This is a genomic window from Leifsonia tongyongensis (assembly GCF_010686705.1).
GTDB lineage: Bacteria > Actinomycetota > Actinomycetes > Actinomycetales > Microbacteriaceae > Diaminobutyricibacter > Diaminobutyricibacter tongyongensis.
Genome location: NZ_JAAGWY010000002.1, coordinates 585224 through 600468, shown reverse-complemented (window position 1 = coordinate 600468; position 15245 = coordinate 585224). Strand labels below are relative to the sequence as shown.

Genomic DNA, 15245 nt, shown 5'->3' with positions numbered 1-15245 from the left:
TGCGTAAAAGTGCTGTGCTAGATTTATCTCGACGTCAAGATATATTGAACATGGGGGCTGGTCATTTCCACGCCTGCCGATGAAGGAGAGGGCAACGTGTCTGCGGTAAACAGCTTTGGAGCAAAGGACACCCTCCGGGTCGGGTCGACGGACTACGAAGTCTTCCGGATCGACGCCGTCCCGGGCTACGAGAAGCTCCCGTTCAGCCTGAAGGTCCTCCTCGAGAACCTGCTTCGCACCGAAGACGGCGTGAACATCACGGCCGACCACATCAACGCCCTCGGCGCGTGGGAGCCCACCGCCGAGCCCGACACCGAGATCCAGTTCACTCCGGCGCGTGTCATCATGCAGGACTTCACCGGCGTGCCCTGCATCGTCGACCTCGCGACCATGCGTGAGGCGGTCTCCGCCCTCGGTGGCGACCCCCGCAGGATCAACCCGCTCGCGCCGGCCGAGATGGTCATCGACCACTCGGTCATCGCCGACCTGTTCGGCACCGAGAATGCGCTCGAGCGCAACACCGACATCGAATACGAGCGCAACGGTGAGCGCTACCAGTTCCTCCGCTGGGGCCAGACGGCCTTCGACGACTTCAAGGTCGTCCCGCCGGGCACCGGCATCGTGCACCAGGTCAACATCGAGTACCTGGCCCGGGTCACGATGACCCGCCAGGTGGGCGACGCGCTTCAGGCCTACCCCGACACCTGCGTCGGCACCGACTCGCACACCACGATGGTCAACGGTCTCGGCGTTCTCGGTTGGGGCGTCGGCGGAATCGAGGCGGAGGCGGCGATGCTCGGCCAGCCGGTCTCGATGCTCATCCCGAAGGTCGTCGGCTTCAAGCTCACCGGTGCCATCCCGACCGGCGTGACCGCCACCGACGTCGTGCTCACCATCACGCAGATGCTGCGCAAGCACGGTGTGGTCGGCAAATTCGTGGAGTTCTACGGTGCCGGCGTCGCCGAGGTGCCGCTCGCGAACCGCGCGACCATCGGCAACATGAGCCCCGAGTTCGGCTCCACGGCCGCCATGTTCCCCATCGACGAGGTCACCCTCGAGTACCTGCGCCTCACCGGCCGCAGCGACGAGCAGATCGCCCTTGTCGAGCAGTATTCGAAACTGCAGTCGCTCTGGCACGACGCCGACAAGGAGCCTGTCTTCAGCGAGTACCTCGAACTCGACCTGGGCACCGTCGTCCCCTCGATCGCCGGCCCGAAGCGTCCGCAGGACCGCATCATCCTGGCCGAGGCGAAGGATCAGTTCGAGAAGGACCTGGTCGACTACGCCGAGATCTCGCACGACATCGTCGACCTCACCATCTCGGAGTCGTTCCCGGCCTCCGACCCCGGCGAGCTCAGCCCCGAGGACACGAACAGCCACCACGAGCACCACCATCACAGCCACGCACCGAAGTCGGCATCCAGCCCGACGCCAGTGACCATCGCCGAGACCGGAACGTCGTTCACCCTCGACCACGGTGCGGTCGCCATCGCAGCGATCACCTCGTGCACGAACACGTCGAACCCCTCTGTGATGCTGGCCGCGGGCCTCCTGGCCCGTAACGCGGCGCAGAAGGGTCTGACGTCCAAGCCCTGGGTCAAGACCACCCTTGCGCCCGGCTCCAAGGTCGTCACGGACTACTACGAGAAGGCCGGCCTCACCCGTTACCTCGAAGACCTCGGCTTCTACAACGTCGGCTATGGCTGCACGACCTGCATCGGAAACTCGGGACCGCTGATCGAGGAGATCTCGCAGGCGGTCAACAGCAACGACCTCGCCGTTACCGCGGTGCTCTCGGGCAACCGCAACTTCGAAGGCCGCATCAACCCCGACGTCAAGATGAACTACCTGGCGAGCCCGCCGCTCGTGATCGCCTACGCCCTCGCGGGTTCGATGAACTTCGACTTCGAGGTCGACGCGCTCGGCAAGGACAAGGAGGGTAACGACGTGTTCCTCCGCGACATCTGGCCGGATGCGGCCGAGGTTCAGGAGACCATCGACTCGTCCATCAACGAGGGGATGTTCACCCACCAGTACTCGAGCGTCTTCGAGGGAGACGACCGCTGGAAGTCGCTTCCGACGCCCACCGGTTCGGTGTTCGAATGGGATGCGAAGTCGACCTACGTGCGCAAGCCCCCGTACTTCGACGGCATGACCCTCGAGACGACGCCGGTCACCGACATCGCCGGCGCCCGGGTGCTCGCCAAGCTCGGCGACTCGGTCACGACCGACCACATCAGCCCGGCCGGCAACATCAAGGCCGACAGCCCCGCCGGAAAGTACCTCGACGAGCACGGCATCGACCGCAAGGACTACAACTCCTACGGATCGCGTCGCGGCAACCACGAGGTGATGATCCGCGGGACCTTCGCGAACATCCGCCTCAGGAACCAGCTGCTCGACGGTGTCGAGGGCGGGTACACGCGGGACTTCACGCAGGAGGGCGGCCCGCAGTCGTTCATCTATGACGCGTCGCAGAACTACCAGGCGCAGGGCACGCCGCTCGTCATCCTCGGCGGCAAGGAGTACGGCTCCGGCTCGTCGCGCGACTGGGCGGCCAAGGGCACCAGCCTTCTCGGGGTGCGTGCGGTGATCACGGAGAGCTTCGAGCGCATCCACCGGTCCAACCTGATCGGCATGGGCGTCGTCCCGCTCCAGTTCCCCGTAGGCGAGACCTGGGCGTCGCTCGGCCTCGACGGCACCGAGGTCATCAGCATCACCGGCCTCGAGCAGCTGAACGAAGGCACGACGCCGAAGACCGTCCACGTCGTCGCAGAACCCAGTGGCGACTCTCCCGCCGGCAAGGCGACCGTCGAGTTCGACGCGGTCGTCCGCATCGACACACCCGGAGAAGCCGACTACTACCGCAACGGCGGAATCCTGCAGTACGTCCTGCGGAGCCTCGTGGCCTGAGCGCATCCAGAACGAGTGCCGCTGTTTCGGCTGAAACAGCGGCACTCGGTCATTCCGGAGCGCGCACGCCTAAAGTGGAACCCATGAGTATCCTCGAGACCATCTCCGGTCCCCGCGACCTGGACGCTCTCTCCAAGCAGCAGCTCGTCCAGCTCGCCGCCGAGATCCGGGAGTTCCTGATCTCGAACGTCTCGAAGACGGGCGGCCACCTCGGCCCCAACCTCGGCGTGGTCGAGTCCACCATCGCCATCCACCGGGTATTCGACTCGCCCCGGGATGCCATCGTCTTCGACACCGGCCACCAGTCGTATGTGCACAAGCTGCTCACCGGCCGGCAGGATTTCAGCATGCTCCGCCAGCGCGGAGGACTCGCCGGCTATCCTCAGCGCTCCGAGTCGGTCCACGACATCGTCGAGAGCTCGCACGCGTCGAGCTCCCTCTCCTGGGCCGATGGCATCTCACGCGCCTTCTCGATGACCGGCCAAGACGACCGCCACGTGGTCGCCATGGTCGGCGACGGCGCACTCACGGGCGGGATGACGTGGGAAGCGCTCAACAACATCACCGACGACAACACGCGCAAGCTCATCATCGTCGTCAACGACAACGGCCGCTCGTACGCTCCCACGATCGGCGGGATGGCGCGCTTCCTCAACACCGTCCGCACCCGGCGCAGCTACCGCAACCTGTACCTGACCAGCCGTAAGGCATTCGACCGCCTGGGCACCCCGGGGCGGTCGCTCTATCGGGGGATGCGCGGCGGGCTTCACGGCTTCCTCAGCCGGTTCTGGAACAACGAAGCGCTCTACTCGAACCTCGACATCAAATACATCGGGCCCGTCCAGGGTCACGACATCGATGCGATGGAGGAGGCGCTCCGCCAGGCGAAGAACTACGGCGCTCCTGTCATCGTGCACATGATCACGCAGAAGGGGCACGGCTACAAGCCGGCGGTCCGTGACGCCGCCGACCAGTTCCACGCCGTCGGGCAGATCGACCCTGAGACGGGCGAGTCCATCGAGAGCTCGAACAAACAATCGTGGACCTCCGTCTTCGCCGACGAGATCGTCAAGCTCGCCGAGCGCAACCCTCGACTGGTCGGCATCACCGCCGCGATGCTCCGTCCGACGGGTCTGCACAAGTTCGCCGAGCGTTTCCCCGACCGCGTGCACGACGTGGGGATCGCGGAACAGCATGCGGCCACGAGCGCAGCGGGTCTCGCGTTCGGGGGACTGCATCCCGTGGTCGCCATCTACGCAACCTTCATCAACAGGGCCTTCGACCAGGTGCTCATGGATGTCGCCCTGCACAAGGCGGGTGTCACCTTCGTGCTCGATCGCGCCGGCGTCACAGGGCCGGACGGCCCGAGCCATCACGGCATCTGGGACCTGGCGATCCTGCAGGTCGTCCCGAACATCCGCCTCGCCGCACCGCGCGACGGCACTCGGTTCCGGGAAGAACTCGGCGAGGCCGTGGCCGTCGATGACGCGCCGACAGTGCTGCGCTTCCCGAAGGGCAGCGTCGCCCCCGACATCGAGGCGCAGCGGCGCACCGCAGACGGCGTGGACGTTCTCCGCGAGGCGCCGCACAAGGATGTCCTCCTCGTCACCGTCGGACCGATGGCCGACCTCGGCCTCAAGGTCGCCGAGCGGCTCGCCGCCCAGGGTATCGGGGCGACCGTGGTCGACCCGCGCTGGGTCGTGCCCGTGCCGCGATCGATTCTCACTTTCGCCGCAGAGCACAGGATCGTCGTCACCATCGAAGACGGCATCCGCGTCGGTGGGATCGGAACCCGGGTGCGCCAGGACCTCCGCGAAGCCGGCATCGACACCGCGGTCGACGAGCTCGGTCTGCCTGACGCGTTCCTCGATCACGCGACGCGTGAGCAGATCCTCGAAGACGCGGGGCTCACGCCGCAGAAGATCGCTCGCGACCTGGTCGCCCAGGTGCTCGGGAGCAAGGTGCCGGTCGCGCGTCCGCTGCCCCCGGAGGCCGCCAACGGCCAGGACGTCGACCAGCGCAGCGCAGGAGAGAAGCGTCTCTGAACGCTGACGCTGCTTACGGAGCAGCGACCACGATCGGCCGGTAGGGGCTTTCGGCTTCCCTCGACTGGAACTCGAGAATGGCGGGGTTGACGATCAGGCCGTCCCGGATCTCGATCGCCCGGCGGATCGTGTCGTCGGCCTCCCACGCCACCGGACCACCCATCACGGTGCGCACGAACGGAGTGAGCGCCTCGCCGATCTCCCAGGTGGCGGAGTCCCACAGGTAGGACGGGCTGTGGTCGACGGCGTAATAGCGCACATGGTCGCCGACCTCGAAGATCGGCTCGTCGAACGTGGTGGGTCTCGCCCAGGTGAAGCCCATCCCTTCATCGCACGAGACGTCGACGATGAGGCTTCCGGGGGCGAATGCGGCCAGGTCCTCCTCGTCGAGATAAGTCAGTGGCGCGTTCGGATCCTGCAGCGTGCAATTGACCACGATGTCGGCTTCGGCGAGGAACGGAGCCAGGGGCGCTCGGCCGTGTTCGGTGATCACGTGGCTGAGATGCGGGGCGATCACGTCGTGGTCGAACTGCACGATGTGGACGGAGTGGATGGGGGAGCCGACAGCGGCTACATCACGGTTCGTCAGCACCTGCACGTCGTGCACGCCGTGCGCGTTCAGCGCCGTGACGGCCCCGCGTGCGGTCGCACCGAACCCGATCACCACCGCGCTCAGGCGACGACCGTAGTCGCCCGTGAGGCCCACGATCTCGAGAGCGTGCAGCACAGAGCAGTAGCCGGCGAGCTCATTGTTCTTGTGGAAGACGTGCAGCCCGAAGCCGCCGCTGCGTTTCCAGTGGTTCATGGCCTCGAACGCGATGAGGGTGAGCCCCTTGTCGATGGCCAGCTGGGTCATCTCCCGGTCCTGCACGCAGTGCGGCCATCCCCAGAGGATCTGCCCGTCGCGGAGGTCGTGCAGATCGCTGTGCTGCGGTTTCGGCAGCACGATGACGTCGGCCTCGGCGATCACCTCGGCACGTGTTCCGATGCCTCCGACGAGCGGGCGCAGCTGATCATCCGTGAGTCCGAACCGCAGTCCGTACCCGTGCTCCAGCATGATGCCCGATCGCAGGTCGGCGTCGATGCGGTCGAGGCGCGCGGGATGGAGCGGCAGTCGACGCTCCCGCGGTTTGCGTGAGGTCGCGAGTACCCCGAGACTCAGGGGCGGCGGGTCGAAGCTGATCGCATCGAAGAACTTGGTTTCCTGCGGAACATCCATGATGGCTCCCTTGGTGGGCGCCACGATGGCTCCGTGTGCGTGACTCTATGCCCCGAACCTGTGCGGCTGTCAGGTTCGCCCGATCAGGTGAGCCGGTAGACGAGTTCGACGGCGCCGCCCTCGAACGGTGTCGTTCGCACGAGAGGCAGGGGAGCCGTGGGCCGTGCCACGGGCAGCAGCGGCTTTCCGGAGCCGACGAGGACGGGCATGATCGTCACCCGCAGTTCGTCCAGCAGGCCGGCGTCTGCGAACTGGGCCGCCACGTTGCCGCCACCGATGACCCAGACGTCACGATCGCCCGCCGCCTCACGGAGTTCGGCATCGAGTTGCGCGATATCACCGGCCCAGAAGACCGCCAGAGAGCCCTCGATGACCGGCAGGTCGCGATGGGTGAGCACCCAGGTCGGGATTCCCGGGTACGGCCATTCGAGGTTCTGCTGCCTCAGCAGGAAGTCGTAGGTCGCCGACCCCATCACGATCGCTCCGATGCCTGCGACGAACTTCTCGTAGTCGTCTTCGAAAGCGGTGAACCCGAATTGCTCCAGCCAGTCGATACCGTTGTCCGCATCCGCGATGAAGCCGTCGATCGACGAGGCGACGTAGTAGACGGTGTGTGCCATGCGCCGCACGCTACCAGCGACGGCCGACGACGGCATCCGTTTGACTTCGAGTGCACTCTAAGTTCTATCGTGGCCACATGACCACAACACCAGCGGCGATGTCGATCTCCGACGTCGCCGAGCTCACGGGCCTCTCGACGCACACGCTGCGGTACTACGAGCGTGAAGGGCTGATGCTCACGCCGGTCGACCGTTCGTCGTCGACCCATCGTCGTTACACCGAGGCCGACCTCAACTGGGTCACGTTCCTGACGAAGCTCCGGCTCACGGCGATGCCGATCGCGCGGATGCGCGACTACGTCGAGCTCGCCCGCCGGGGAGACGACACCACGGCCGAGCGTCTGGAACTGCTGCTGATCCATCGCATGAACGTGGTGAAGCAGCTCGACGAGATGAAGAAGAGTCTCGCCGCCATCGACTACAAGATCTCGCTCTACAAGGAAAAGGTGAATGCATGAAGAAGATCACACTCGGAACCGGCAAGCTGGAGGTCTCGCGCCTCGGGCTGGGCTGCATGGGCATGTCGGCGTTCTACACCGGTGCTGGCACGGATGAGGCGGGCTCGATCGCGACGATCCACCGCGCCATGGAACTCGGCGTCACCTTCTTCGACACGGCGGAGATCTACGGGCCGTACACGAACGAGGAACTCCTGGCGAAGGCGTTCGCGGGCAAACGAGAGCAGGTCGTCATTGCCACGAAGTTCGGCACCATCCTGCACCGGTCGACCAACGAGCGCGGGCTCGACGGCAGCCCGGAGAACGTGCGGCTGTCGGTCGAAGGTTCCCTGAAGCGCCTGAACACCGACTACATCGACCTCTACTACCAGCACCGGATGGACCCGGGTACGCCCATCGAAGAGACCGTCGGTGCGCTCAGCGAGCTGATCGAGGAGGGCAAGATCCGTCACTACGGGCTGTCCGAGGCGGCGCCCGAGACCATCCGCCGCGCCAACGCGGTCCACCCGGTGACGGCGCTCCAGACCGAGTACTCGCTGTGGTCGCGCGATGTCGAGAAGGACATCCTGCCGACCGTGCGCGAACTCGGAATCGGATTCGTACCGTATTCGCCACTGGGTCGCGGATTCCTGACCGGAACCATCCGGTCGCTCGACCAACTCGACGAGGGCGACTTCCGGCGGTACAACCCGCGGTTCGAGGGTGACAACCTCGCCGCGAACATCCGCATCGTCGAGCAGGTGGACGCCGTGGCGAGCGAGATCGGGGCGGCACCGGGCCAGGTCGCCCTCGCCTGGCTGCTTGCGCAGGGCGACGACATCGCACCGATCCCGGGGACCCGGCGGGTGGCGAACCTGGAGCAGAACGTGGCCGCGGATGCGATCGTCCTGACGGATGCGCAGCTCGCGTCCCTCGGCGCTGTCGCCGCGCCCGTCGGCGACCGCTACGCCGACATGACGCCGCTCAACCGCTGAAACAGGGGAAGGGCGGGCCCTCGGGAGAGGACCCGCCCTTCGCGAACAGCAGCTAGCCGATACCGCGGATCGGCGGGTGGTGGAAGGTGTCGCCGAAGACGCGCTCGCTCGCACCCACACGGTCGAGGTAGGGCGTGATCCCGCCCATCTGGAACGGGAAGCCCGCTCCGAGGATCATGCAGAGGTCGATGTCTTCGGCCGCGTGGACGACATCGTCTTCGAGCATCCGGTGGATCTCGTCGGCCAGGCCGTCTTCGAGGCGCGAAAGGATCTGCTCCTTCGTCCACGGCGACGTGCCGCCGGACACGATCTTCGCCGCGCCCTTGTCCAGGCCCTTGATCTTTCCCTTGGAGTCCTTTTCGAGGAGCGTCCCGTACTCGGCCAGCTTGTGCAGGTTCTCACTGCGGTAGAAGCGGTCGGGGAAGGCGGCGTGGTGCGTGTCGAGCACGTGCGCACCGACCGTGAGCCCGACCAGGTCGAGGAGCGCGGAGGGCGCCATCGGGAGTCCGAGCGGTGCGAACCCTTCGTCGACCACCTCGAACGGCGTCCCGTCGTCGACCGCGTGCATCGCCTCGCCGAGCACTTTCGCCAGCACGCGGTTGACCACGAAGCCGGGGGTGTCGGCGGTGATCACGGCGTTCTTGCGCAGCTTCGCGGCGGTCACCATCGCGGTCGAGAGCGTCGCGTCATCGGTGTTGGGGGTCTTGACGACCTCGATGAGCGGCATGACGGCCACCGGGGTGAAGAAGTGGAAGCCGACGAGGCGTTCCGGATGCTTGAGTTTCGCGCCGATCTGCTCGACCGACAGCGACGACGTGTTCGTCGCGAGGACGGCCTCGGGCGAGACGTACTCCTCGAATTCGGCGAAGACGTCCTGCTTGACCGCCAACTCTTCGAAGACGGCCTCGATGACCCAGTCCGCGTCGGCGAAGAGCGACCGGTCGGTCGTGCCGGTGACGAGTGCGCGCAGGCGGTTGGCTTCGTCGGACGAGATCCGACCCTTGTCGAGCAACTTCGCGATCTCGTCGTGGATGTAGGCGACGCCCTTGTCGACGCGGGCCTGGTCGAGGTCGGTGATGACCACAGGCACCCGCAGGCGTCGCACGAACAGCAGTGCGAACTGGCTGGCCATGTAGCCTGCGCCGATCACGCCGACCTTGGTGACCGGTTTCGCCAGCGCCTTGTCGGGCGCTCCCGCCGGCCGCTTCGCGCGCTTCTGCACGAGGTTGAACGCGTAGATGCTCGCCTGGAACTGGTCACCTGTGACGAGCTCCGCGAGGGCCACGTCTTCGCGTTCGAAGCCCTCTTCCTTCGTGCCGCTCTTCGCCGCCTTCAGCAGGTCGAGTGCGCGATACGGGGACTTCGGGACGCTCCCGATGCGGCTCTCGAGCATCTTGCGGGCGATGCCGATCGCGGCATCCCACTTCACGAGCCGCTCCACTTTGCCGGGAGCGTTGGGCCGCTTCACCGTGATCTCGCCCGCGATGACCCCGTCGGCCCACCGGATGGAGTCTTCGAGGAAGTTCGCCGAGTCGAAGATGGCGTCGGCGATGCCGAGGTGGAACGCCTCGTCGGCCGTAAGCACACGATTCTGCTTGAGCGGGTTCTCGATGATCACCTTGAGGGCGTTCTCGATGCCGATCAGGTTGGGCAGGATGTACGCGCCGCCCCACCCCGGGATGAGGCCGAGGAACACCTCGGGCAGCGCGAACGCCGCCGTCGACCGGTCGATCGTGCGGTAGTCGGCGTTCAGGCCGATCTCGACACCGCCTCCGAGCGCCAGACCGTTCGTGAAGACGAACGAGGGAACACCGAACTCCGCCTGCTTGCCCAGCACGTGGTGGCCCAGCTGGGGGAGCAGCCTGGCGACCTCTGCGCTCGGCAGCTCGCCGACCTTGCTGAGGTCGGCGCCGGCCGCCAGGATGAACGGCTTGCCCGTGACCGCGACTCCGTGGATCTCACCCCGCTTGGCACGTTCCGTGAGCGTGTCGAACGTCGTGCCGAGCTCCAGCAGCGTAGCCGGGCCCATCGTGTTCGGGCGGGTGTGGTCGCGACCGTTGTCGAGGGTGACCAGGGCAAGCGTCTTGCCTCCGCGCAGCGGCACGTCGCGCATATAGGAGTGCGTGACGACCTCGTCGGGGTCGATGTCGAGCAGCGGGCTGAAGTCGAGCTTCGAGTAGTCGGTCATTGACGCCTAGGCCTTTCCGTTGAAGTGGGGGTTCTCCCAGATGACCGAGCCGCCCTGGCCGAGTCCGATGCACATCGCCGTCAGGCCGTAGCGCACCTCCGGGTGCTCTTCGAACTGCGCTGCGAGCTGGATCATGAGGCGCACGCCGGATGCGGCGAGCGGGTGACCGATGGCGATCGCGCCACCCCACTTGTTGACGCGGGGGTCCTCGTCATCGATGCCGAAGTGGTCGAGGAGCGACAGCACTTGGATGGCGAAGGCCTCGTTGAGTTCGAACAGCCCGATGTCGTCGATGGTGAGTCCCGCCTTGCGCAGGGCCTTCTCGGTCGACGGGACCGGACCGATGCCCATGATCTCGGGCTCGACGCCGGCGAAGGCGAAGCTGACCATGCGCATCTTCGGACTGAGTCCGAATTCCTTCACCGCGTCTCCGGAGGCCAGCAGGCTCGCCGTGGCACCGTCGGTGAGGGGCGACGCGTTGCCCGCGGTGACGCGTCCATGCGCGCGGAACGGGGTCTTCAGGGTGGCGAGGCCTTCCATGGTGGTCTGGGGGCGCATCCCCTCGTCCTCCGTCGCGAGGCCCCAGCCGGTTTCGCTGCGGATCGCGACCGGAACCAGGTCGGGCTGGATCTTTCCTGCGGCGTAGGCCGCGGCCACCTTCTGCTGGCTGCGCATCGCGAAGCGGTCGGCACGCTCTTTCGTGAGCTCCGGGAAGCGGTCGTGGATGCGCTCAGCGGTCACGCCCATGTTGAGGGCGTCTTCGCTCACAAGGCGCTCCGCGAGGAACCGCGGGTTCGGGTCAGCGCCGAATCCCATCGGGTGCCGGCCCATGTGCTCGACTCCACCGGCGATCGCCAGGTCGTATTGACCGAACCCGATCCCGGCGCCGAGAGTCGTGACGCTGGTCATCGCACCCGCGCACATGCGGTCGATGGCGAAGCCGGGGACGGACTTGGGGAGGCCCGCCAGGAGGGCGGCAGTGCGACCGAGGGTGAGCCCCTGGTCGCCCTGCTGGGTGGTCGCTGCGATGGCCACGTCGTCGATCCGGTCCTTCGGAACGTTCGGGTTGCGCTCCATCAGGCCGATGATGGCCTTGACCGCCAGGTCGTCCGCCCTGGTGTTCCAGTACTGCCCTTTTTCGCCGGCTCGCCCGAACGGAGTACGGACTCCGTCGACGAAGACGACATCAGCTTTCTCGGCCACAATGCCTCCCACTTATCACGTCGGCTTCGATCCTAAGGTCGGCCGTTCGGCGGAAAGAATCGTTTGCCTGAACCTACGAATCGGCTTCGGCAGGGTCGTCGGCTTTTTGTACAGCATCCACAAACGACTGAGCGATCACCTGTGAGGTTGCCTCAATTTGCCAGGGTCTGGCGCCCAAATGAGCGAGAGAATCGCCGATCGCGGCTGCCGTCGGGTCGGTGGGAGGCGACCAGGCGATGCGCCGCAGCGTCTCGGGGGTGAGCAGGTTCTCGACCGGGATCGCGACGCGCTCCGACAGTTCGGCGATCGCCGCCCGCGCCGCCTTGAGCCGGGCATCCGCTTCCGGATTCCGGTCGGCCCAGGCACGGGGCGGAGGCAGGCTGTCGGCGTTGCCGCGCATCACCGGCAGGTCGGTGGTCGTTCGACCGGCTTCGATCGCCGCCCACCAGCGGTCCAGTTCGGTACGGCTCGCCCGGCCGTTGAACTCGCGGAGAGACGCTAGTGCCCGCTTGCTCTCCGGCAGGATGCGCGCGACGGCCGTGAGCGACGCATCCGGTACGAGACGCCCGGGCGCGATGTCGGTCTGTCGTGCGAGTTCGTCGCGCGCCAGCCACAACTCGCGCGCGACCGCGAGGTTGCGGAGCCCGCGGATGGAGTGGACGCCCGAGAGCCGCCGCCACGGCTCCGCACGCGCCGGCTTCAGGTCGCGCTGGAGTTCGTCGTCGAATTCCTGGGCCGCGATCTCGGTCTTTCCCGCTTCAGCTAGCAGGGCGGCCATGGCGTCGCGAAGGTCGGGGAGCAGCTCGACGTCCAGGGCGGCGTAGTTCAGCCAGGGCTCCGGGAGAGGGCGCGTCGACCAGTCGGCCGCCGAATGCTCTTTCGCGAGGTGGATGCCGAGGAGCTCTTCGACCACCGTCCCGAGGCCGACCCGCGGCATCCCGAGGAGTCGAGCAGCGAGTTCCGTGTCGAAGATGTGCGCAGGGTCGAGACCGACCTCGCGAAGGCAGGCCAGGTCCTGGGTCGCCGCATGCAGCACCCACTCGTCGTCTGCGATCGCGGCGTCCAGCTCGTCGAACCGCCCGACGGCGGGAGGATCGAACAGGAAGGTGCCTGCGTCGCGCCGGAAGATCTGGATCAGATAGGCGCGCTGTGAATAGCGGAAACCGGATGCGCGCTCCGCATCCACGGCGATCGGTCCGGTGCCGGCTGCGATCGCCTCCGTCGCCTCGAGGTACGCCCCACGTGAATCGATGACGGTATGGTCAGCCACGATTCGCCCGTCTCGGGGAGAGGAGGCTCACGCCCTCTCCCGTAGGAGGCAACCCGGCAAGCATGCAGAGCAGTTCGCCCCAGCCTTCGACGTGGGCCGCCACATCGTGCTCGAGGGGGGTCCAGGATGCGCGCAGCTCGATCTGGGAGCCGTCGGCCTGCCTGGCCAGTTCGCCGAAACCGGTCGAGATGATCTTCGTGGCCGTGCCGGACGCCGCGGTGTATTTGGCGCCGCGGGCGTCGAGGGCGTCGACGAGCCACGACCACGCGACCTCGGCGAGGAACGGGTCCAGTCCGATCTCGGTCTCCAGCGGCGCCTGCGCGAAACAGACGACGCGGAACCGGCCGCCCCAGGCCTCCGGCTCGTCCGGATCGTACAGGAGGATGAAACGGCCCGTGCCGAGATCCGAGTCGCTTCCGTGGCGTGCCGGCCGCACATCCGCCGAAAGCGCCACGGCGTAGGGTGCGAGCTGGCCCGGCGCCGGTATCTCGGTGATAACGAGCTCCGGCCGTGCCTTGGCCCTGCGAATCGCCTCCAGCGCCGCAGTGAACTCCGCTGGAATGTGCGGTGCTGAGGGTGTAGTCGACACGTACGAAGACTAGAGTTCGTAAGCGTTGCGCGAGCGAAGGCACGCCGCGGCAACGGAGGGAGGCGGCACGTGGCCGGGACGAACGGACGAGCGAAGATCCTCTGGACGGCGATGGGCACGGTCACCGTGCTCAGCCTGGCGGGCATCGCCTTCGTCGGGTATGCGATGGCCCGCGTTGCGCGCGCCGTCGTCGTACCGGTGCGGAAGCGGCCACAGAATCAGCGGATCCTGGCGGTCGACCCGGTCGAGAGCACGGTCACGCTGGCTGGGACACCGGATGCGTCGGTGCCCGGGCGGTACGGTCTCTGGTTCGACGACGACAGTGGTTACGCACGCATCGGCGGCGTGGTCGACCGTTCGAACGGGACGGTCACCCGCACCCTCATCGACGTGGTCTTCGGCGAGCTCCACCCCACGAACCGTGCCCGCCTGAGCGGGTGGTACTACCTGACTCCGGAAGAACTCGGATTCGACGTCGAGAGCGTCGAGATCGAGACGACGCTCGGGCAGGCGCCCGCCTGGCACATCCCGGCGGGGGAGATGGGCGCCGACCAGTCCCGCTGGGTCATCCAGGTGCACGGCTGGGGGGCGGCGCGACCGGAAGGCCTGCGGGCGGTGCCGGTGTTCCACGCATCCGGGTACTCGTCGCTGCTGATCTCGTACCGCAACGACCCCGACGCGCCCGCCAGCGAGGACAAGCGCTACGGGCTGGGCGGGACCGAATGGCTCGACGTCGAGGCGGCCATCCGTTTCGCGAAGGACCGGGGGGCGACGTCGATCGTGCTCATGGGCTGGTCGATGGGCGGCGCAGTGGTCCTCCAGACGATCACCCGCTCGCCGTCGGCCGACCTGATCACAGGCCTCGTGCTCGAGTCGCCGGTGATCGACTGGATCGATGCGCTCGAGTACCAGGCGAAACTCCTGAAGCTCCCGCCCGTCATCACGCTGGGGGCACTGCGCATCATCGGCTCGGAGTGGGGCGCCCCGATCACCGGGCAGGGCGCGGCGATCGACTTCGCCAGCATGGACTTCGTCGCGCGCGCGGCCGACCTGAGCCTGCCGATGCTCGTACTCCACAGCGATGACGACGGCTGGGTCCCCTCGACGAGTTCACGCGCCCTCGCGGTCGCGCGACCGGATATCGTAACGTTCGTGCCGTTCGCGACAGCACTGCACACGAAACTCTGGAACTACGACGAGGAGCGCTGGCGCCGCTCGATCGCCGAATGGCTGACGGCACACGTCACCGATTCGAGCCGGTCGCGGGAGCGCTCCGCCTAGGCGGCGGCCAGTTTTTCGCGCACCTGCCGCTTGGTGCGGCCGAGGAGCGCGGACATCCCACGGATGCGCAGCGGGGACACCGCCTGCGTGAGGCCGAGCATCTGCGGATAGTCGTCCGGAACGGCGAGCACCTCGTCCGCGGTCAGCCCGGCGAGTCCCTGGGCGAGGATCGAGGCGAAGCCACGCGTCGTCGGGGATTCGCGCGGGGCCGTCGCGAAGAGGTGGACGACATCGTGCTCGTCGACCTCGACGAAGATGTAGACCGGCGACTGGCATTCCACGACGCGCTCGAACAGGTCGGGGTGGTCACGGTAGCGCTCAGGCAGTTCCGGCAGGTCGTTCGAGAACTCCAGCAGCAGCTGGAGTCGATCGGGCTGTTCGAGCGCCAGAAAGTCCTCGCGGATCTCCGCGAGGGCAGGTGCCAGTGTCATGTCGGTCATCGATCCCATTCTCCCAGCATCCACAACGCGCAGGAGCCGGCGGTT

General features: G+C 66.9%; 12 protein-coding genes. 5 read left to right on the top strand and 7 right to left on the bottom strand.

Annotated features, from left to right (window positions below):
- Positions 1-96 precede the first annotated feature (96 nt).
- Together acnA and dxs are read left to right on the top strand one after the other, a co-directional pair.
- Positions 97-2913, top strand: a complete 2817-nt coding sequence (acnA, locus tag G3T36_RS10800; protein WP_163289784.1) for an aconitate hydratase AcnA — start codon at positions 97-99, stop codon at positions 2911-2913.
- A gap of 83 nt (positions 2914-2996) precedes the next feature.
- A complete protein-coding gene (dxs, locus tag G3T36_RS10795; RefSeq protein WP_163289783.1) occupies positions 2997-4958 on the top strand; it encodes a 1-deoxy-D-xylulose-5-phosphate synthase in 1962 nt (653 codons plus the stop codon).
- Between the two features lie 13 nt (positions 4959-4971).
- On the opposite strand, the gene G3T36_RS10790 is transcribed toward dxs, so the two are convergent.
- Positions 4972-6177, bottom strand: a complete 1206-nt coding sequence (locus tag G3T36_RS10790; protein WP_163290298.1) for a N(5)-(carboxyethyl)ornithine synthase — start codon at positions 6175-6177, stop codon at positions 4972-4974.
- Positions 6178-6260: 83 nt separating this feature from the next.
- Positions 6261-6797 (bottom strand): dihydrofolate reductase family protein, encoded by a 537-nt coding sequence (locus G3T36_RS10785; RefSeq protein ID WP_240148435.1) that lies wholly within the window; start codon positions 6795-6797, stop codon positions 6261-6263.
- Between the two features lie 77 nt (positions 6798-6874).
- Here G3T36_RS10785 and G3T36_RS10780 point away from each other — a divergent pair, with 77 nt between their 5' ends.
- On the top strand, positions 6875-7255 hold the full coding sequence (locus tag G3T36_RS10780) for a MerR family transcriptional regulator (protein ID WP_163289781.1): 381 nt from the start codon (positions 6875-6877) through the stop codon (positions 7253-7255).
- Entirely contained in the window at positions 7252-8229 is a 978-nt protein-coding gene (locus tag G3T36_RS10775) for an aldo/keto reductase (protein ID WP_163289780.1), read from the top strand. Before G3T36_RS10780 ends, G3T36_RS10775 begins: the two co-directional genes overlap by 4 nt.
- A gap of 52 nt (positions 8230-8281) precedes the next feature.
- On the opposite strand, the gene G3T36_RS10770 is transcribed toward G3T36_RS10775, so the two are convergent.
- The 4 genes from G3T36_RS10770 to G3T36_RS10755 form a co-directional block, all read right to left on the bottom strand.
- A complete protein-coding gene (locus G3T36_RS10770) occupies positions 8282-10417 on the bottom strand; it encodes a 3-hydroxyacyl-CoA dehydrogenase NAD-binding domain-containing protein (protein ID WP_163289779.1) in 2136 nt (711 codons plus the stop codon).
- Between the two features lie 6 nt (positions 10418-10423).
- Positions 10424-11620, bottom strand: coding sequence for an acetyl-CoA C-acyltransferase (locus G3T36_RS10765; protein ID WP_163289778.1), 1197 nt, complete (start codon positions 11618-11620; stop codon positions 10424-10426).
- 73 nt (positions 11621-11693) lie between these two features.
- Complete coding sequence (locus G3T36_RS10760) at positions 11694-12890, bottom strand: HRDC domain-containing protein (RefSeq protein WP_163289777.1); 1197 nt, start codon at positions 12888-12890, stop codon at positions 11694-11696.
- Positions 12883-13479, bottom strand: coding sequence for a DUF3000 family protein (locus tag G3T36_RS10755; protein WP_163289776.1), 597 nt, complete (start codon positions 13477-13479; stop codon positions 12883-12885). The genes G3T36_RS10760 and G3T36_RS10755 overlap by 8 nt, the downstream gene beginning before the upstream one ends.
- Before the next feature lie 69 nt (positions 13480-13548).
- Between G3T36_RS10755 and G3T36_RS10750 the strand changes: the two genes are divergently transcribed.
- Positions 13549-14760 (top strand): alpha/beta hydrolase family protein, encoded by a 1212-nt coding sequence (locus tag G3T36_RS10750; RefSeq protein ID WP_338031550.1) that lies wholly within the window; start codon positions 13549-13551, stop codon positions 14758-14760.
- Here G3T36_RS10750 and G3T36_RS10745 read toward each other — a convergent pair.
- Positions 14757-15200 (bottom strand): SufE family protein, encoded by a 444-nt coding sequence (locus G3T36_RS10745; protein WP_163289775.1) that lies wholly within the window; start codon positions 15198-15200, stop codon positions 14757-14759. The two genes, G3T36_RS10750 and G3T36_RS10745, sit on opposite strands and share 4 nt — an antisense overlap.
- Positions 15201-15245: the final 45 nt, after the last annotated feature.

Bases quoted from the DNA above. Each gene is read 5' to 3' on its own strand.
- G3T36_RS10780 (WP_163289781.1), top strand. From the start codon at position 6,875: ATGACCACAACACCAGCGGCGATGTCGATCTCCGACGTCGCCGAGCTC.
- G3T36_RS10745 (WP_163289775.1), bottom strand. From the start codon at position 15,200: ATGACCGACATGACACTGGCACCTGCCCTCGCGGAGATCCGCGAGGAC.
- G3T36_RS10770 (WP_163289779.1), bottom strand. From the start codon at position 10,417: ATGACCGACTACTCGAAGCTCGACTTCAGCCCGCTGCTCGACATCGAC.
- G3T36_RS10775 (WP_163289780.1), top strand. From the start codon at position 7,252: ATGAAGAAGATCACACTCGGAACCGGCAAGCTGGAGGTCTCGCGCCTC.
- G3T36_RS10785 (WP_240148435.1), bottom strand. From the start codon at position 6,797: ATGGCACACACCGTCTACTACGTCGCCTCGTCGATCGACGGCTTCATC.
- dxs (WP_163289783.1), top strand. From the start codon at position 2,997: ATGAGTATCCTCGAGACCATCTCCGGTCCCCGCGACCTGGACGCTCTC.
- G3T36_RS10790 (WP_163290298.1), bottom strand. From the start codon at position 6,177: ATGGATGTTCCGCAGGAAACCAAGTTCTTCGATGCGATCAGCTTCGAC.